The 17,356-nt window shown below is 70.1% G+C and carries 22 protein-coding genes; 11 read left to right on the top strand and 11 right to left on the bottom strand.

The annotated features are described in order from the left end of the window. Positions 1 to 131 precede the first annotated feature (131 nt). A complete protein-coding gene (locus J4N02_RS08300) occupies positions 132 to 1,679 on the bottom strand; it encodes an RNA-directed DNA polymerase (protein ID WP_188334357.1) in 1,548 nt (515 codons plus the stop codon). A gap of 195 nt (positions 1,680 to 1,874) precedes the next feature. Further along, positions 1,875 to 2,234 carry a hypothetical protein gene (locus J4N02_RS08295; protein ID WP_208090905.1) on the bottom strand — a complete coding sequence of 120 codons (360 nt, stop codon included), beginning with the start codon at positions 2,232 to 2,234 and terminating at the stop codon, positions 1,875 to 1,877. Between the two features lie 68 nt (positions 2,235 to 2,302). On the opposite strand from J4N02_RS08295, the gene J4N02_RS08290 reads away from it, so the two are divergent. Then, entirely contained in the window at positions 2,303 to 2,527 is a 225-nt protein-coding gene (locus tag J4N02_RS08290; protein ID WP_208091218.1) for an ATP-binding protein, read from the top strand. 61 nt (positions 2,528 to 2,588) lie between these two features. Here the strand turns inward: J4N02_RS08290 and J4N02_RS08285 are convergent, their stop codons facing one another. Further along, positions 2,589 to 2,789 (bottom strand): transposase, encoded by a 201-nt coding sequence (locus tag J4N02_RS08285; protein ID WP_188334355.1) that lies wholly within the window; start codon positions 2,787 to 2,789, stop codon positions 2,589 to 2,591. A gap of 301 nt (positions 2,790 to 3,090) precedes the next feature. Then, a complete protein-coding gene (locus J4N02_RS08280; protein ID WP_188334354.1) occupies positions 3,091 to 4,485 on the bottom strand; it encodes a ferric reductase-like transmembrane domain-containing protein in 1,395 nt (464 codons plus the stop codon). Between the two features lie 86 nt (positions 4,486 to 4,571). Between J4N02_RS08280 and J4N02_RS08275 the strand changes: the two genes are divergently transcribed. Continuing rightward, a complete protein-coding gene (locus J4N02_RS08275; RefSeq protein WP_188334353.1) occupies positions 4,572 to 5,507 on the top strand; it encodes an FAD:protein FMN transferase in 936 nt (311 codons plus the stop codon). On the opposite strand, the gene J4N02_RS08270 is transcribed toward J4N02_RS08275, so the two are convergent. Further along, entirely contained in the window at positions 5,495 to 5,854 is a 360-nt protein-coding gene (locus J4N02_RS08270) for a DUF2271 domain-containing protein (RefSeq protein ID WP_243760760.1), read from the bottom strand. The two genes, J4N02_RS08275 and J4N02_RS08270, sit on opposite strands and share 13 nt — an antisense overlap. Between J4N02_RS08270 and J4N02_RS08265 the strand changes: the two genes are divergently transcribed. Further along, positions 5,853 to 6,122: a hypothetical protein gene (locus J4N02_RS08265; RefSeq protein ID WP_188334367.1), complete on the top strand. Its 270-nt coding sequence runs from the start codon at positions 5,853 to 5,855 to the stop codon at positions 6,120 to 6,122. The two genes, J4N02_RS08270 and J4N02_RS08265, sit on opposite strands and share 2 nt — an antisense overlap. Positions 6,123 to 6,293: 171 nt before the next feature. On the opposite strand, the gene J4N02_RS08260 is transcribed toward J4N02_RS08265, so the two are convergent. Next, complete coding sequence (locus J4N02_RS08260; RefSeq protein ID WP_188334351.1) at positions 6,294 to 6,983, bottom strand: ferric reductase-like transmembrane domain-containing protein; 690 nt, start codon at positions 6,981 to 6,983, stop codon at positions 6,294 to 6,296. A 222-nt stretch (positions 6,984 to 7,205) separates the two neighbouring features. On the opposite strand from J4N02_RS08260, the gene J4N02_RS08255 reads away from it, so the two are divergent. Continuing rightward, on the top strand, positions 7,206 to 7,346 hold the full coding sequence (locus J4N02_RS08255) for a hypothetical protein (RefSeq protein WP_188334350.1): 141 nt from the start codon (positions 7,206 to 7,208) through the stop codon (positions 7,344 to 7,346). A gap of 59 nt (positions 7,347 to 7,405) precedes the next feature. On the opposite strand, the gene J4N02_RS08250 is transcribed toward J4N02_RS08255, so the two are convergent. From J4N02_RS08250 to J4N02_RS08240, 3 genes are all read right to left on the bottom strand, one after another. Then, on the bottom strand, positions 7,406 to 7,561 hold the full coding sequence (locus tag J4N02_RS08250; RefSeq protein WP_188334349.1) for a hypothetical protein: 156 nt from the start codon (positions 7,559 to 7,561) through the stop codon (positions 7,406 to 7,408). 60 nt (positions 7,562 to 7,621) lie between these two features. Further along, complete coding sequence (locus J4N02_RS08245) at positions 7,622 to 8,086, bottom strand: GatB/YqeY domain-containing protein (RefSeq protein WP_188334348.1); 465 nt, start codon at positions 8,084 to 8,086, stop codon at positions 7,622 to 7,624. 67 nt (positions 8,087 to 8,153) lie between these two features. Continuing rightward, complete coding sequence (locus J4N02_RS08240) at positions 8,154 to 8,987, bottom strand: ABC transporter substrate-binding protein (protein ID WP_188334347.1); 834 nt, start codon at positions 8,985 to 8,987, stop codon at positions 8,154 to 8,156. Positions 8,988 to 9,059: 72 nt separating this feature from the next. On the opposite strand from J4N02_RS08240, the gene thpR reads away from it, so the two are divergent. The 5 genes from thpR (at position 9,060) to J4N02_RS08215 (ending at position 13,025) form a co-directional block, all read left to right on the top strand. Continuing rightward, positions 9,060 to 9,629, top strand: coding sequence for an RNA 2',3'-cyclic phosphodiesterase (gene thpR, locus J4N02_RS08235; protein WP_188334346.1), 570 nt, complete (start codon positions 9,060 to 9,062; stop codon positions 9,627 to 9,629). Between the two features lie 62 nt (positions 9,630 to 9,691). Continuing rightward, positions 9,692 to 10,972, top strand: coding sequence for an O-acetylhomoserine aminocarboxypropyltransferase/cysteine synthase family protein (locus J4N02_RS08230; protein ID WP_208090904.1), 1,281 nt, complete (start codon positions 9,692 to 9,694; stop codon positions 10,970 to 10,972). After that, positions 10,969 to 12,114, top strand: coding sequence for a homoserine O-acetyltransferase (locus J4N02_RS08225; RefSeq protein WP_188334344.1), 1,146 nt, complete (start codon positions 10,969 to 10,971; stop codon positions 12,112 to 12,114). Before J4N02_RS08230 ends, J4N02_RS08225 begins: the two co-directional genes overlap by 4 nt. Then, positions 12,111 to 12,722 carry a methionine biosynthesis protein MetW gene (gene metW, locus J4N02_RS08220; protein WP_182818597.1) on the top strand — a complete coding sequence of 204 codons (612 nt, stop codon included), beginning with the start codon at positions 12,111 to 12,113 and terminating at the stop codon, positions 12,720 to 12,722. Before J4N02_RS08225 ends, metW begins: the two co-directional genes overlap by 4 nt. A 147-nt stretch (positions 12,723 to 12,869) precedes the next feature. Then, on the top strand, positions 12,870 to 13,025 hold the full coding sequence (locus J4N02_RS08215; protein WP_188334343.1) for a hypothetical protein: 156 nt from the start codon (positions 12,870 to 12,872) through the stop codon (positions 13,023 to 13,025). On the opposite strand, the gene J4N02_RS08210 is transcribed toward J4N02_RS08215, so the two are convergent. Then, the gene (locus tag J4N02_RS08210) at positions 13,018 to 13,932 is read right to left on the bottom strand and encodes a 5'-3' exonuclease (RefSeq protein WP_188334342.1); all 915 of its coding nucleotides are present in this window, start codon (positions 13,930 to 13,932) and stop codon (positions 13,018 to 13,020) included. The two genes, J4N02_RS08215 and J4N02_RS08210, sit on opposite strands and share 8 nt — an antisense overlap. 27 nt (positions 13,933 to 13,959) lie before the next feature. On the opposite strand from J4N02_RS08210, the gene J4N02_RS08205 reads away from it, so the two are divergent. Then, entirely contained in the window at positions 13,960 to 14,397 is a 438-nt protein-coding gene (locus J4N02_RS08205; protein ID WP_182818602.1) for an Lrp/AsnC family transcriptional regulator, read from the top strand. Here the strand turns inward: J4N02_RS08205 and J4N02_RS08200 are convergent. Then, positions 14,394 to 15,737, bottom strand: a complete 1,344-nt coding sequence (locus tag J4N02_RS08200; protein WP_208090903.1) for a dipeptidase — start codon at positions 15,735 to 15,737, stop codon at positions 14,394 to 14,396. The two genes, J4N02_RS08205 and J4N02_RS08200, sit on opposite strands and share 4 nt — an antisense overlap. Before the next feature lie 35 nt (positions 15,738 to 15,772). On the opposite strand from J4N02_RS08200, the gene lnt reads away from it, so the two are divergent. Next, the gene (lnt, locus tag J4N02_RS08195; RefSeq protein WP_188334341.1) at positions 15,773 to 17,353 is read left to right on the top strand and encodes an apolipoprotein N-acyltransferase; all 1,581 of its coding nucleotides are present in this window, start codon (positions 15,773 to 15,775) and stop codon (positions 17,351 to 17,353) included. Positions 17,354 to 17,356 lie beyond the last annotated feature (3 nt).

Genomic DNA, 17,356 nt, shown 5'->3' with positions numbered 1-17,356 from the left:
TTCAAATCCTGTCAGCCCGACTGGTGTTTAGCCTTGTCAGAGGCATCTTTGGAGTCGGTATCAGGCCCGCGTGGAACATACGTGGAACTGGCTCCCGCGCGGTGTGACGCGAAATCCATGCAGCTCGTCGTTCAACTTCCCCAAGTCGATACGAACGCCGGTCTCATCCGTCTGAGGCGCCAGCGCTTGGGTCGTGCCGCCTTGGGGTCAGGGATGTCCATGAAGAGCACTCCAGCGCTCTTGACCTCGCGCCAAGCCGAGCTTCCGGCCCAGTTCTTCGGCGCACACCACCGTCTTGCGCGCGCTTCATACGCCAACAGCCAGTCTTCGCTCTGCAACGCGTCGGCCGCCTCCGCTCGCTTCACGACAGCGTCGAGATTGGTGCACGAGAGCTGGAGCCAGACCGAGTCTTTGAGCGCTGCCCACGCTAGGAGATTGCTCGCGTTGCAGTGCATGAGCAGAGCTGCATCGGCGCTCTCCTCTGAAGGTTCGAGACCAAGTTCGCGCAACATGAGGAGGAGCCAGGCAACTTCGAACCCATGCTCCAGCGGCGCGTGCCGCATAATGAGTTCGTTGCACGCTTCACCGAACTCCCGATCCTTTACGGCGAGGCCAATGTCTTTCGCAAAAGACATTACGTCGAAGACATGCCTGATCGAGCTCGGCTCAAGAGCCATGGACGCCATGAGCAACTCTTGGAATACCTCCCAAGCGCGACCGGAAGGGAACGGGTTGCAGCGCTTCACAGCGTAGCTGATTGCCCCCGAGTTGGGCAGAGCGCTCTGGATGTCGAATGCCAAGCTGAACAGATCAACAATATCGTCTGCTTGGTGCGCCTCATTGTCGTCACGATAGCGGGCCTGACGCAGCCTGATGAGCCATTCATCCTGGTACGGCTTGATGCCAGCCTGGATAGTGGTCTTGAGCGGGTTCAGCGAAAGTTCAAACCTGCCAAGTTCCTCCTCATAGTGACCAAGGACCTCCTCAGCGAGGCCGTGAGAGCTTGCATAGAAGACCATGTCGTCTACCCAACGCAGAGCATGCCGGCCTATGCCCGGGTGCCGCCGCTGAAGCGCGGAGTCGACCCGGCCCAGGACGAGCTCAGAGATCAGCCACGACGTGTCTGGGCCGATCGATATTCCGACCGTCTGACCGCCCCGCCCTTTACGCAATAGGAGGTCGAGCTTTCCGCCCACCGACTTCGCCGATCGATCCCTCTTCGCTGTCGCCCGTCCTCGCACGGCCCAGTCAACCGCGTGGGTGTAGGTGGAAGGGAAGAAGTTCGATACATCCGTGGTGAGGGTGAAGCGCGCTCCGACCGATCGAAGCACACGTTCATATTTCTCAGGTGATCCGATGTGCTTCAGGGAGCGCTCTGACTTCTGGCTTGCACGAACGGGGCGGCTGGTGGAGATCCCACTTAGGCCCGCGATGGACCGAAGGGTTGCCCAGTTTCTTGAGCAGTGCTCCACTAGCGACAGTTGAGAGAACGGATTCGGTATCTCAGTCGCCCGCCTGAGGCCGCCGGTTCGCGCCAAGCTGAACTTTGCTGGATACGTCTCATCATTCGGCCGTGTTTGCTTGAGGCCACCGCTAACGTTCGCGAAGGTCAGGCTCGTGAAGATTGGCGGGAGTTCCTTGGGGAGGTACCCAACGCCCAGGGCACGCACGAGATCCATGCGTCACAGTATCTCGAACGCGCCGCGCCTTGGTTCGATGACGCCACGGGGACCTTCGACAGCAGGGTTCCGCGCGTGGTATCCCCCGGAGGTGAGGCCGAGCGTGTGCGCCAGACCGCCCGGCGCGTAGGGGCACGGACGGTCCATTCATTAGGCCGACCGATGTCGGCGTGGAGACGTAGCGAAGGGCTGAGATCAGCCGGACGTTCCCCTTGCTCCGTCCGGTGAACGGCCTGCTCGTAGGCCGATTAGCCACGCATCCAAGAGTCCGTCGTGGGCTCCGCGCCAGGCTCTCCGCATTGTGGGGTGAGTCTGTGTTGCCTGATCGAGCACCCGTCGGGCTCGGTCAGCGGGGAAGCAAGCGATACCGCGGCGTCGGAGCCGGTAGGCTCCGGCAAGTTCGTGGTCGAAATCGGTCGCTGCCATGGCAAGTTCGTCGTCCCAAGTCTCGTCGCCGTAGATGCCGTCGGAGGCAGCGCGCAACACCGTGAAGAGATCGTCGGCGTCCTTGGTTTCCGCGGGCTGGCGTCCCGCGAACGCGATGAGCTTCATCACGGCGATGAGTTCGAGGGGTGCGACGGGCAACAGTCTCCCGGATGGGAGAGTGACGAGTCTTCCAAGTTATCAACCAGCGCTACCTGAAGACCTCGATCGTGATCACCACGAACCGGCCCGTCGGCGCCTGGGGCGACATCCTCGGCGACACCACAGTCGCCGCAGCCATGCTCGACAGGCTCCTCCACCGATCCGTCGTCGTCACGCTCGACGGAGCCTCCTACCGACTCCGCCACCACGCCACCGCAGCCGACGAACTCCGCCGCGCCACAACCGGCACAAACCTGCGCTAGCGTTACCCCCGCGACCTGAGGAACTTCGGTGAGCACCACTGAGGACTTTCGCTGAGCGCCGTCACCCGCAGGGCCCCACAGATCGGTTGTCACCTAATCGTGCAGCAGTCCCTAGCTTCGGGATCTGCACCTCGACGGTGCCGCCCTTGGTCATCACCTCCTTGGGGCGGGTGCCGTTGCGTTCATTCGTTCGCTCGGGAGTGCGCTCGTAGCGGTCGGCGCCGATCAACTCCTGCAACACGATCCGGACCGACTCGCGCACGAGATCGACCCCCTCGCCGTTTCTGGACAGACGTCAGCAACCCGGACAGGGCAGACTGGAACTGGGTCATCGGTGAGAACTCCTTCGATGCGTGCTTGGCCGTACACACCGAAGATCTCGCCGATGGCCCACCCATCAGCTCAGGACACGCCCTCCTCCAAAGCCCACCACTCAGCGGGACTCACACCGTGCGCTGGTCGATGGGCGACGGGGGAGTGAAGACCTGCTCCTCGCCGGCTACCGGCGACGGGCGGTTCCTCCTCCGGGCTGAGGGACGGAGGGGGTCACGTCCTGACGCTGATCAGGCTGCGAATCCGAACGCCGCGGTGTGGATCTGCTCTTCCGGCACCCCGGCCGCCCGGGCGTCGGCGATCACCGAGGCCATGAAGCCCTCGGGGCCGCACACGTAGAGGTCTGTGCCGGCGACCCCGGGGACGACATCGACGAGCGTGAGTCGGGGTTGATCGGCCGGCACCCAGCGGTCGCCGGGCGCCCGATGCCCCACCAGCTCGACCAGACGCGCCCCCCGACGATCGCACAGTGCAGCGACTTCGTCGCCGAGCACGACGTCGTCGGCGCGCGAGCCGCGCAGGACGACCGTGGCCGCGCCGGGATCGAAGGCGGTGGACTCGAGGATCGTCCGGATCGGGGCGATGCCAGCACCGGCACCGACCAGAGTGACCGCGTCGGTGGTCCTGGCGCCGTCGGTGAACGTACCGTAGGGGCCTTCGATGAACACCTTGGTGCCCACCCGGAGGTCACGCAGCGCCGCCGTACCCGCGCCCAGCACCCGGACCGTGATCCGCAGCCGGGCCGCCGAGGGAGCCGCGGAGACGGAGAAGGGGTGCTGGTGCCACCACAGGCCGGGGGCGAGGAAGCGCCAGTGCAGGTACTGGCCCGCCTGCACTCCCAGTCGGTCGAGCCTGCGTCCGCTGACCTCGATGTGGAAGACGTTGGGCCCCGCCGACGTCACTGCGGTCACCCGCACCCGGTGCCGCAGCGAGACCCAGGCGGGCCGCAGGCACCGGAACGCCAGCAGGCAGCCGCCGGTGACCACGAGCAGCGCGATCCAGTAGCTGCGCTGCCATGCGCCCTGCGCCAGCAGGCCGCTCATCGAGAACATGTGGGGTATCGACAGGCCCACCGCGACATAGCTGGCGAGGTGCACCGCGTGCCAGACCTCGTACGGCAGCCGCCTGCGGGCCGCGGCGATGGACGAAACGACCACGGCCACGAGCAGCGCCATGGCCACGACGGCCAGGATGAAGTCGCTCTGCGCCCACAGGTAGACGAACTCGTCGATGATCGAGATGGCGTCCATGGCCGCGTAGCCGACCAGGACCAGCACCGCGTGCAGGCCGAGCCCGATCACCACCGTGTCGCCCAGTTGGGAGTGCAGAGCGGTGGCTCGCGGCTGGCCGAGGGCGCGGTCGATCAGCGGCACACGTGCGGCGAGCAGCAGCATCAGCAGCAAGGCGCTGGTGGCGATCAGCCCGGCGATGATGCCGAGCGCGTTGATCGAGGAACCGAGGTGGGAGAACCTGCCCAGGCCGTCCTCGGCGAGGAACAGGACCACACTCATCGCCAGCACCAGCCAGCCGGCGCCGACGACGGCGCCCGCACGGACCCGGTTCGCGCGCGCCTGCCGTGCGTAGTGCCCGCGCGCGAGCGGGGCTACGAGGGTTTCGACTGCCATGGAAAGAGGCTCTCAGGAGAGCCTGTGGCTCGGCTGTGCACCACGTGGAAGGTTCGTGTGGGAACGAGCGTCTCTAGGGTGGCGTCATGAGTGTTCCCGTCCGCGCAACCTCCCGCGGCATCTACCACCCGCTGCTGGGAACCAACGTCGAGGTCCGTGTGGTCGCCCGGGGCGGAACTCCGGCGGTGGCACGCGCTGTCGCCGCGGACGCGGAGGCCGCCGTCGTGGCGGAGATGGAGCGGCTGCAGGACGTGTTCACCGTCTACGACCCCGGGAGCGAACTCTGTCGCTGGCGCTCCGGACGGCTGGACGCGGTGTCGGCGGAACTCAGCGACGTCCTGGGCGCCGCCCAGCACTGGTGGGAGTTCTCCGGCGGCGCTTTCCATCCGGCCGCGGGGGCGTTCCGTCAGCGCTGGCTGCGCGCGGAGGCCGAGCAGGAACTGCCGTCGGCGGCCGAGCTGGACGAGTTGGCCGCGCGACTGGCCGTCCTGCCGTTTCGTGTGGCAGGCCGACGGGTGGAGCGGATCGGCGACTGTGCGGGCGTCGACCTGAACGCCATCGCCAAGGGCTACATCGTCGACCGCGGCGTCGCGGCGGGGCGGCGGGACGGCGTGTGCGACGTTCTGGTGAACGCCGGCGGCGACCTGCGGCACGTCGGCGACGAGGTCGTCCGCGTCGGGGTTGAGAACCCGGACGCGATCGGCGGGCGGCCACTGGCCGCGGTTGTGCTCGGCGACGGCGCGATGGCCACCAGCGGCTCGGTGTACCGCGGGTTCCGGATCGCCGACCAGTGGTACGGACACGTCATCGACCCACGGACGGGCCGGCCGGTGCCCAACCGGCCGTCCACCACTGTCCGCGCAGCGAGCGCCATCACTGCGGACGCGCTCGCTACGGTTGTCGGCGTGCTGGCCTGGTCCGAGGCCGTCCCCTTGCTGGAGCAGGTGTCAGGCGCCGCGGCGCTCGCCGTCCGCTCAGGCGGCGAGTTGCTCAGCGTTGGGGAGTGGCATCAGACGGTGTAGGCGACGGCGGCGGCTGCGATGTCGCCGGCCGGCGTGAGGGTGGTCTGGGCCGCCGAGGTGGCGAACTCCACCTGCTGGCGGACGAGGCTCTCTGAGCCGTGCTCGACCACGGACTCAACGCACACGTAGTAGCTGCCCTGGGCTGCGCGGGCTCCCGCCGCGGTGGAGCCGTCCCAGACCGCGGTGAAGCTGCCAGCGGGCACGGTGCCACTGGTGGTGGTGTCGGTGCCGCCCGACGCGGCGTACCAGGCCGACAGGGTTTTCAGCCAGTTGTCGCCGTTGGCCCTGTGGTAGAGCGCGAGGGTCTTCACGAAATTGCCGTCGGCGTCCTCGATCCATACCGCCATGTACGGGTTGCGGGAGCGTCCACCGCTGGAGGTGAACGTCCAGGACACGGTCGCCTGTGCGCTCGCCGGCAACTCCGTGCCCGACGTGCTCGCCGAGGCGCTGGAGGAGGCGGATGCCGTCGCGGTGGCGGTTGCGGACGGGGATGCGGAGGAGGCCGAACTGGCGGGAACCGAGGAGGTGGACGCTTCTGTCGCGCAGCCCACCGTGGCCACGATCGCCGCGGCGGAGAGTCCGCCGAGGAACGCCCTACGGGTGACGGCGGAATAGCGGGAGATGGGATCCATGGGAGGCCTTTCATGGTTCGGATCGTTCGTCGGGAGCGACGCTAGCCAGCCAGCCTGTCCACTTCCTGTGATCCCGCTGTTCCCAACCACAGAGGGTCGAAGCCGTCCGGGCGTCGTCGGCTCCTCAGCCCTCCGGCGCCATGGGTCGCTGCCGTCAGGGTCTTCGCCGGTCTCGCCAGAGCTCAGGGCCACCCACGGGGACCGCGTCGGCGCCCCGTCTGGTGGAAAGACCTCGCGCGCCGAGCAGCCACCAGTACGCCTGCAGCCACGTGCCCCGGATGGTGGGGCCGAGCAGGAAGCTGTGCACGAACGCCAGCGGCGGGACGAGGTAGGCCGACAGGTGGGTGCACAGCCAGCGGTAGAAGCCCATCTTCGAGCGCACCAGGCTCGTCACGATGATGAACCCGACCACCGCCAGAGCGAGCATGCCGAGCAGCACGCGCTGGGAGAACGGGTCGGACATCTTCAGCGCGAAGATGTTCTGCCCGCGGGTCTCCAGGCAGTACAGGCCGATGAAGACCGGGTGCAGGACGATGATCAGGACGCCGAACTGGCCCAGCCGCTGGTGCACGATGCCGACCCACGCGAGGTCGGGCAGGACGGGCGACACGGCGCCGCGGAAGCCCAGCAGGAACTGCCAGATCATGAACATGCTGCCCAGGAACGCACCCGTCTTGGCCCGGTATTTGTAGACGTTGACCACCAGGGGCGCCTCCTCGGGGCGCACGAAGGCCAGCGCCAGCAGCGACGTGACCGCGATGAGGGTCAGCAACAAGGCCTTGGCGCGGTTGAGCCGGGGCTCCGCGATGGCGTCGGTACGTCGCCAGAGGGCAACCCGGCTCATGCATCCACCCTAGTGGAGGCGATTCCCAGCACGTCGGACGCCGATCGGCTATACTGGGTCCTTGCCCAGCACGGTGCTGGGCCGAACCCAACGGACGTCGTGCCGGCCGCTTCCCCCCGGGCCGGAGCCGCCCTCGCCCGTCGCCGAACCGCGCGATGGGTCCATTGCTGAAGTACCCGCCGCCGGCGCGACCCCGCGAGGCGTGCGGTTGAAGGAGTATCCATGACCAACCACACGGCGCAGTGGCGCCTAGACCAGGCCGAGCTCAGCTGCGGCCACACCCTGTCCGTCCGGCGCGGCGAGGCTTCCGCGTTCTGCCCTTGGTGCGCCCAGAGCAAGAGCGTCCTAACCCTGGCCGCCTGAGTGACGAAACGAGGGCCGTCCCGCGACCTGCGGGACGGCCCTCGTCCTGTTCGGGGGTGTCAGGAGTTCTCGTCGGGCATCGGCTGCTCGCCCTCGGCGTCGGTCGGGTTGACCGGGTGGCCACCGTCGCCGCGGCGCTCCGCCGCGTTGGTGTTGTCGAGGTCCTCGTCGGCCTCGTTCGGGTTGATACGGGGGTCCATGGGCTTCTCACTCATGGTCGCCAGACTCCCCGCCGCATCCCACCTTGTCAAGGAGGGATCCGGCCCAGAGGTCGCTCAGGCCAGGGCGGCCTTCACCTTGGCCGCCACCGCCGAGCCGTCGGCCCGGCCGGCCACGCGCGCGTTCACGGCCTTCATGATGGCGCCCATCTGCCGCATCGTGGGCTTCTCCCCGGCCGCGGCCTCGGCGGCCGCGAGCTCCTCGGCCACGAGGGCGTCCAGTTCGTCGTCGCCCAGCATGGCGGGCAGGTAGCGGGCGATCACGTCGGCCTCGGCGAGCTCCTTGGCGGCCAGCTCGGGCCGGTTGCCGTCGGTGTAGGCCTGGGCGGAGTCCTTGCGGGTGCGCACCTCGCGCTGCAACACCGCGACCTCGTCGGCCTCGGTGAGCTCGCGGGCGGACTTGCCGGCCACCTTCTCGTTCTTCAGCGCGCCGATCGCCATGCGCAGCGTGGTGACCAGCTCGGAGTCGCGCGCCTTCAGCGCGGCGACCATGTCGGTGTGCAGCTTCTCCTCGAGGCTCATGCCCGTCCTTTCGTCGGCGTCCATCTTGGCACGCCGTCGCCGATCGGCTACTTCACCGAGCCGCTCATCAGTCCGCTGATGAAGTACTTGCCCAGCTGCCGTCGGTGCCGGGGGTCGGCCACGCGAGGTAGTCAGTGCCGTAGGTCTTGTTCTTGGAGTTGAACTCGGCCACGGCCCAGTCGCCCATGACGTTGTAGCCGGCCTTGCCGTCGATGACCATGACGGTGGCGGCGGGCCAGTCGTCAGCGCCACCGGTGTTGGCGACGCTCAGGGCCTTGGCGTACTTGCTGACCGTCGACTTGACAGCGTCGGTGTCCCAGGCGGCGCCCGGGGTGAACAGCTTGTTGTACTCGTCGGTGCCGAGCTCGGAGAGCAGGATGCTCTCGAACAGGTGCAGCTGGGTCCACGCGGCGGTGCCGACCGACAGCGGGGTGTCGACGCCGGCGGCCTTCAGCTTCTCCATGTCGGCGATCCAGGCGTCGAGGTCGGCGGGCGCCTCGGTGGCGACCTGGGCCTTGGCGAGGACCTCGGGGTTCACCCACACCACGTTCGAGCGGTGGACGTTGGAGGACACGGAGTAGATGTCACCGTCGACCGTGATGAGGTCGAGCAGGTTCTGCGGGAACACCGAGGCTCCACCGAGCGCCTCGATGATGTCGTTGACGGGCTCGATCTGGTCGGCGTCGATGTGGTCCGTCAGCTCCGCACCGGCGTGGCCCTGGAAGGACTCCGGCGGATTGTTGTTCTGCAGGTCGGCGGCCAGCTTGGCCTTGGCGTTCGAGCCCGCGCCGCCGGCGACGGCCAGGTTGACGAACGTGTCGTTCGGGTACTCGGCGACGAAGAGCTTCCCCAGCTCGGCGAGGCCGTCCTTCTCCGAACCCTCGGCCCACCAGGTGAACACGCCGACGTCGCCGCCCGCGCCACCCTCGGCGGGGGCTGCGGCGGTGGTGCCCGCGCTGCGTACGCTGGGCGCATGGGAGCTCGCCTGTTCACGGCCCTTGTCCCGCCGACCGAGCTGGTGGAGGAGCTGGACGCCTTCCTCACCCCGCGCCGGCCCGCCGAACCACGGCTGCGCTGGACCCGACCCGAGGGCTGGCACCTCACGACCGCGTTCATGGGCGACGTGCCCGAGCGGGCCCTCGACCCGCTGGTCGAGGCGCTCGGCGAAGCAGCCGACCGGACGCCGGTCTTCCGGCTCCGGCTGGCCGGGGGAGGCGCGTTCCCCTGGCCGCTGGAGACCAAGGTCCTGTGGCTCGGCCTGGCCGAGGGGGCGTCCGAGCTGACGAGCCTGGCCGAGCGCTCGCGCAACGCCGCCGTGCGGGCCGGGGTGCGGGTGGACGGGGCGCGGTTCGTGCCCCACCTGACGCTGGCCCGGGCCAACCGCGCCATCGACAGCACCCGCCTGGTGCGCGTGCTCGACACGTTCGACGCGGACGGGTGGACCGCCGAGGAGCTGGTCCTGATCCAGAGCCACCTGCGCGACCGCGGCAACCGGTACGAGGTGCTGCACCGCTTCGCCCTGTCGACCGGCAGCCGAGATTGAAGCTTGGACCACCCCTCAAGCCCTAGGGTGGCCCCACGCTTTCCGGGACCCGAAGGATGACCATGACCGACTACAGCATCGAGACCCTGGCGGTGCACGCCGGGCAGGAGCAGGCCGACCCGGCCACCAACGCCCGCGCGGTGCCGATCTACCAGACCACCAGCTACGTCTTCGACGACACCCAGCACGCCGCCGACCTGTTCGCGCTGCGCAAGTCCGGCAACATCTACACCCGGATCATGAACCCGACCCAGGACGTCCTGGAGAAGCGCGTCACCGCGCTCGAGGGCGGGCTGGCCTCGCTGGCCACGGCGTCCGGCGCCGCGGCGATCACCTACGCCGTGCTGACCCTGGCCGGCACGGGCGACAACATCGTCGCCAGCTCCAAGCTGTACGGCGGCACCTACGCGCTCTTCGCCCACACGCTGCCGCAGTTCGGCGTCGAGACCCGCTTCGTCGACCCCGACGACCCGGCGGCCCTCGCCGAGCACGTCGACGAGCGCACCAAGCTCGTCTTCGCCGAGAGCCTCGGCAACCCGGCGTTGAACGTCCTCGACATCCGTGCCTGGGCCGAGGCCGCGCACGCGCTGGGCCTGCCGCTCATCGTCGACAACACCGCCGCCACGCCGTACCTGTGCCGCGTGTTCGACCACGGCGCCGACATCGCCGTCCACGCCGCCACCAAGTACTTCGCCGGCAACGGCACCTCGATGGGCGGCGTGATCGTCGACTCCGGGCGCTTCGACTGGGCCGCCCATGCCGAGCGCTTCCCGAACCTGACCGCCCCCGACCACGCCTACCACGGCGTCGTCTGGACCGAGGCGGCCGGCCCCGCCGCGTTCATCATCCGCGCCCGCACGGTCATGCTGCGCAACACGGGCGCGGCGATCGCACCGATGAACGCGTTCCAGATCCTGCTCGGCCTGGAGACCCTCCACCTGCGCATGGAGCGTCACAGCGAGAACGCCCTCAAGGTCGCCCAGTTCCTGGCGAACGACGACCGCGTGGCCTGGGTCCGCTACCCGGGCCTGGCCGACGACCCGTACCACGAGGTCGCCGGGCGCATGCTCACCAGGGGCAACAGCGGGCTGGTCGCCTTCGGCCTCAAGACCGGGCGCGAGGGCGGCTCGAAGTTCGTCGAGGCGCTCGAGCTGTTCAGCCACCTGGCCAACATCGGTGACGCGAAGTCGCTCGCGATCCACAACGCGACGACCACGCACAGCCAGCTGACCGAGTCCGAGCTCGTGGACGCCGGCGTGGCGCCCGAGGGCGTCCGGCTCTCGATCGGCATCGAGAACGTCGACGACCTGATCGCCGACCTCGACAAGGCGCTGTCTGCGTGACCAGGACGACGGAGGGCGGGTCGGTCGGCGTCACCACGACGCGGACCGCCCGCCTCTTCACGGCCGAGTCCCCGCTCGTGCTCGCCTCGGGCGCCGAGCTGGGGCCGGTTGACGTCGCCTACGAGACCTACGGCACCCTGGCGCCCGACGGCTCCAACGCCGTCTACATCTGCCACGCCCTCACCGGTGACGCGCACGCGGCGGGCTGGCACGAGGGCGACAGGCGGCCCGGCTGGTGGGACAACCTGATCGGCCCCGGCAAGCCGCTGGACACCGACCGCTTCTTCGTCATCTGCAGCAACCTCATCGGCGGCTGCCGCGGGTCGACCGGCCCGTCGTCGATCGACCCGGCCACGGGCGCGGCCTACGGGATGGGCTTCCCGCTGCTGGCCATGGCCGACTTCGTGACCGTGCACCGTGCCCTGCTCGCCCACCTCGGGGTGAAGCGGCTGCTCGTGGCGCTGGGCGGATCCCTCGGCGGCATGCAGGTGCTGCAGTGGTCGCTGGACCACCCCGAGGACATGGCCCACGCTGCCATCGTCGCCGCCTCGAGCCGCCTGACCGCCCAGAACATCGCCTTCTCGGCCGTGGCCCGACGGGCGATCATGGACGACCCGCACTTCCTCGACGGGCACTACGCCCAGGAGGGGACCAACCCCGACGTCGGCCTCTCCATCGCCCGGATGATGGCCCACATCACCTACCTGTCCGAGGACGCCTTCACCGAGAAGTTCGGGCGTTCCCCCCAGGGGGAGACCACCAACGGCGGCTTCGGCATCGACTTCGCCGTCGAGAGCTACCTCGACCACCAGGGCCAGGTGTTCCTCGAGCGCTTCGATGCGCTCAGCTACCTCTACCTGACCCGCGTCATGGACTACTTCGACCCGTTCTCCAGGCCCGACGCGCTGACCGGGCTCGCGGCGTCCCCGGTGCGGTACCTCGTGCTCAGCTTCGACACCGACTGGCGGTTCTCGACCGAGCACTCGCTGCGGATCGTCCGCCACCTGGAGTCCGTGCAGCAGCCGGTGACGTTCCGCGAGTTGCGCTCGCCGTACGGCCACGACTCGTTCCTGCTCGACGACCCCGCCTACCACGCGACGTTGCGCGCGTGGTTCGACCGCGCCCTGGAGGTGGGAGTGTGACCGCCCCGACCCAACTGCGCCTCGACCTGCAGCTCGTCGCCGACCAGGTCTTCGCCGGCTCGCGCGTGCTCGACCTCGGCTGCGGGTCCGGCTCGCTGCTGGCCCACCTCATGGAGCGCAAGCGCTGCACCGGCCAGGGCGTCGAGATCGACCCCGACTCGGTGCTCGCGGCCATCCGCCGCGGGGTGCCGGTGCTCGACCGCCGCATCGAGGACGCCCTGGTCGACATCGCCGACGACTCCTACGACACCGTGGTGCTCTCGCGCACGCTGCAGACGATGCTGCGCCCCGAGTTCGTGCTCGCCCAGATGGCCCGCGTCGCCGAGCGCCTGGTCGTCTCGGTGCCGAACTTCGGCTGGTACCGCAACCGCCTGCGCCTGCTGGGCGGACGGATGCCGGTCTCCAAGGAGATCCCGTACCTCTGGTACAACTCCCCGAACCTCCGGTTCACGACCTTGGCCGACCTCGAGGACCTCTTCGACCAGCTCCACCTCATCGTCGACCGCCGCTTCACCTACACCGAGCACGGCCGCCGGCTGCGCATGTACGGCCAGTCGGCCAACCTGATGGCCTCCGCCGCGGTGTACGTGCTGCGACCCGCCCGCTAGGAGCCGACGTGTCCTACCGCGACCTCGCCGAGCACACCGTCGCCCTCTTCGGGGCCGCGACCGACGAGTAGCTCGCCGCGCCCGTGTGCTGGACGCCCCGGTGGAGCGCCCGCGACGTGCTGGCGCACCTCGTGCACAACGCGGAGCGTGCGGCCCGAGCCGCTGTGGCGTCCGGTGCTCGACGGGGCGGTGGCGTTCCTGGCCGCCGTGGGCCACGACCCCGGCCCCGGCGCCGACGACGCCTACGAGCGGTTCCGCGAGCTGTTCAGCCGGCGCGACGTGCCGGGCGCCTTCTTCAGCTGACCCGGCCGCCGGCGGCGGCGAGCGCCGCGAGGATCCGGTCGGCGCTGCCACCGAGGTTGAGCTCCTCGGTCAGCGCCGCGAACAGTTCCGGGTCCTTCGGCGCGGCGGGCAGGGCGAGGTCCACCTCCGGCAGCGGGACGCCGCGGGCCGCGGTCACCACCTCCCGGGCCGGGCCCAGGTAGTCGACCGCCGCGGCCAGCGAACGCTGGACGCCGGAGGAGAGGTTCGCGGCGTTGGCCACGATGCCGTCGAGGTCCCCGTACTTCCCGATCAGCTGCGCCGCGGTCTTCTCGCCGATGCCCTTCACGCCGGGCAGCCCGTCGGAGGGGTCGCCGCGCATCACGGCGAAGTCGACGTAGCCGGCCCCGGTGATCGTGTACTTCGCCTGCAGCCACGCGTCGGTGATCTGCTCGTGCTTCGCCACCCCGCGGCCCACGTAGAGCACGCGCACGGCCCGGTCGTCGTCGACCAGCTGGAACAGGTCGCGGTCGCCGGTCACCACGTCGACCGGCCAGGTGGACCGCGTGGCGAGGGTGGCGATCACGTCGTCGGCCTCGTGGTCGGCCGCGCCGACGATCGGCAGGCCGAGGGCGTCCAGCGTGGCCCGGATCCACGGAACCTGCGCGGTCAGCGCCGCCGGCACCTCCTCGACGTCGCCGTACGCGACCCGGTGGGCCTTGTAGCTGGGCACGAGGTCGACCCGCCACGCCGGCCGCCACGCGTCGTCCCAGCAGCAGGCGACGTGGGTGGGGGAGTAGTCGGTGATGAACCGGGCCAGGAAGTCCAGCAGGCCGCGCACGGCGTTCACAGGATCTCCGGACTTGGCGCGCAGGGAATCCGGCAAACCGAAGAATGCGCGGAAATACAGCGATGCCGTATCAAAAAGTAGCGTCCGCGGGGCGTCCATGGGTCACCAGTGTGACAGCATGGGGCCATGGAGGCACTCGACGCGCAGATCCTCGGACTGCTGGCCCGCGACGGCCGGATGTCCTACACCGACATCGGGAAGGCGACCGGGCTGTCGACCTCGGCGGCCCAGCAGCGGGTGCGGCGCCTCGAGCAGCGCGGGGTGATCACCGGCTACCGGGCCACGATCGACCCGGCGGCGCTCGGCAAGCTGCTGACCGCCTTCATCTCGGTCACCACCACCGACCCGCTCGAGGACACCGAGCTGCCCCGGCGCCTCTCCGAGCTGCCCGAGGTCGTCTCCTGCTACTCGGTGGCCGGGCGCGCGTCCTACCTCGTCATCGCCCAGGTCGAGACGCCCGCCGACCTCGAGCGCGTGCTCACCGAGATCCGCACGCGCGGGCACGCCAACACCGAGACGCAGCTGGTGCTGAGCGTGCCCTTCGCGGACCGCCCCCTGATCTAGGAGCCGAGGCCCGCCAGGCGCGCGAGCAGCGTGGCCTCGGCGACGCACGCGTTGGTGAAGTCGCCCAGGTCGAACGACTCGTCGATGCCGTGCATGCGCGAGTCGGGGTCGACGACGCCGGTGACCAGCACCTCGGCCCCCGGGAACGCCTGCTGGAACAGCCCCACCAGCGGGATCGAGCCGCCCTGGCCCACCTCCACGGCGTCGGTGCCCCACGCCTGCGAGTAGGCGGCGCGGGCGACCTCGGCGACGTCACCGGTCAGCGGCACGAGGGAACCGCCCGCGGCCTCCTGCGCCCCGAACGTGACCCGCGCGCCGAAGGGGGCGTGGTCGTACAGGTGCTGCTTGAGGGCCTCGAGCGCGACCGCGGCGTCCTGCGACGGGGCCAGGCGCATGCTCACCTTGGCGCGGGCGGTGGGGGCGAGGGTGTTCGACGCGTCGGCCACCCGGGTGCAGTCGATCGCCAGCACCGTGATCGACGGACGCCCCCACAGGCGGTCGGCCAGCGGCCCGGTCCCGGTGAAGGTGACCCCTTCCAGAACGCCGGTCTCGGCGCGCAGCCGCTCCTCGGGGTACTCGAGCGCGAACGGCGGCTCGGTGTCGAGCCCGGCGACGGCGACGTTGCCGTCGGCGTCGTGGAGGGTCGCGAGCAGCTGCACCAGCGTGGTGAGCGCGTCGGGTGCGACGCCGCCGTACTGGCCGGAGTGCAGGGCGTGGTCGAGGGTGTCGACGGTGACGACGACGTCGGAGAGGCCGCGCAGCGCGGTGGTGAAGGCCGGCGTCCCGACCTGCCAGTTGGCCGAGTCGCAGATCACGTACACGTCGGCGGCGAGGTCGTCGGCGTGCTTCTCCATCAGGGTGGCCAGGGACGGGGAGCCGATCTCCTCCTCGCCCTCGACGAACAGCGTCACGCCGACCGGCGGGCGGCCGTCGAAGGCGCGCAGCGCCGCCAGGTGGACGGCGATGCCGGCCTTGTCGTCGACGACGCCGCGGCCGTAGAGGCGGCCGTCGCGCTCGGTGACGGTGAAGGGGTCGGAGGTCCACAGGTCCACCTCACCGGTGGGCTGCACGTCGTGGTGGGCGTACAGGCAGACGGTCGGGGCGCCCTCGGGCGCCGGGAACTTCGCGATGACCGCCGGCTTGCCGCCCTCGGCGACGATCCGGACGTCGGGGCAGCCCAGGTCGCGGGCGAGCTGGGCGACCGCCTCGGCCGTCGCCTGCACGTCGCCGGCACGGTCGGGCAGCGAGCTCACCGACGGGATCGCCACGAGGCGGGCGAGGTCGTCCAGGACACCGGGCAGCAGGGAGGTGACGCGGTCACGCAGGTCAGGCAGTTCCATGGTCGCCAACCCTAGCCGGGTAGGCTGCCCCGGTGATGTCGGAGGGTCGGGAGCAGCACGTCCCGTGGCGGGCCCTGGCGCCCGTCGCGGGCATCGGCGGGCTCGCCGCCACGGCGTCCTTCATGCCCTTCAACGCGTGGCCGCTGGCCTTCGTCGCGGTCGCGCTCCTGGCCTGGGCCACGGCCCGGGCGCGCGGGGTGCTCGCCGCCGTCGGGCTGGGCTGGGCGTTCGGCGCCGTGTTCATGTTCACCTCGCTGGTGTGGCAGACCTCGATCATGGTCGCCTCCTACGCCGGGTTGTCCCTGGTGATGTCGCTGTTCTACGCCGCCCTGGGCGGCGCGCTCCACCTCGTCGCGCGCCTGCGCTGGGCCCCGGTGTGGGGTGCCGGCGCGTGGGCGCTCATGGAGTTCGTCACCTCGGTCTTCCCCTTCGACGGCTTCGCCTGGATGCGGCTGGGTTACACCCAGCTCGACTCGTGGCTGGCCGGGTTCTACCCGCTGGCCGGCGCGGCGTCCGTCACCTACCTGGTCGCGCTGCTGGGCCACCTGCTCGCGGCCCTCGTCGCCACCCGGACGCCGCGGGCCGCGGTCGCGCTGGGGTCGGCCCTCCTCGTCACGGTCGGCGTCGGTCTCGCGGGACGCGCATGGCTGCCCGCCGACGCCGGTGCGGCCGAGGAGGTGCAGGTCGGCTGGGTGCAGCCCGGCGCCCCCGGCGGCGGGGTGTACGGGCTGGGCGAGGCCCGCACGATCACGTTCAACACCCAGGCCGAGACCGGGCGGCTGATGGAGCGGGTCCGCGCCGGCGACGAGGTCGCCCCCGACCTCATCGTCTGGCCCGAGAACTCCACCGACATGGACCCGCGCCAGGACGCCCCGACCGCAGCCGCCGTCGACGCGGCGGTCGCCGACGCCGGCGTCCCGGTCGTGGTCGGCACGATCTACACCGACGAGGCGGCCCAGACCCGCCAGACCGTGGCCGTGCGCCACGACGCCGCCGGCGCCGAGCTCGTCTACGCCAAGCGCAACCTGGTCCCCTTCGGGGAGTGGATCCCGTTCCGCGACTTCTTCCTGCCCCTCATCCCTCAGCTGGCCTACGTGGGCCACCAGTCGGTGCCGGGAACGACCCCGGGAGCCTTCCCCGTCACGCTGGCCGACGGGCGCACCGTGGAGGTCGGCGTGGCCATCTGCTACGAGGTGATCTACCCCGAGACCGTGTTCGAGGCCGCCCGCGACGCGCAGGTGATGGTGGTGCAGAGCAGCAACGCCATGTACCAGGGCACCATCCAGATCGATCAGCAGTTCGCCGCCACGCGCGTCCGGGCCGCCGAGATGCGCCGCGAGGTGCTCGTCGTCACGACCACCGGCGTGTCCGGGCTGGTGGGCCAGCGCGGCGAGGTGCTCGACCTCGTCCCCGACTCGGTGTCGGCCTCGGGCGTGCACGCGATGGCGCTGCGCACCACCGCGACGCCGGCCATGGTCGCGTCCCGCTGGGTGGAGTACCTGCTCGCCGCTCAGGGACTCGCCGGGGTCGCGTGGGGGCTGTGGGTGCTTGGCTCCCGCCGTCGGGGTGGGACAATGGACGTTGGCTCGGCCGCACCCGTGCCAGTGAGGAGCTGAAAC

Source organism: Propioniciclava sp. MC1595 (assembly GCF_017569205.1).
Lineage (GTDB): Bacteria > Actinomycetota > Actinomycetes > Propionibacteriales > Propionibacteriaceae > Propioniciclava.
Note: the sequence above shows the minus strand (reverse complement) of the source record. Positions and strands in the feature narration are given on the sequence as shown.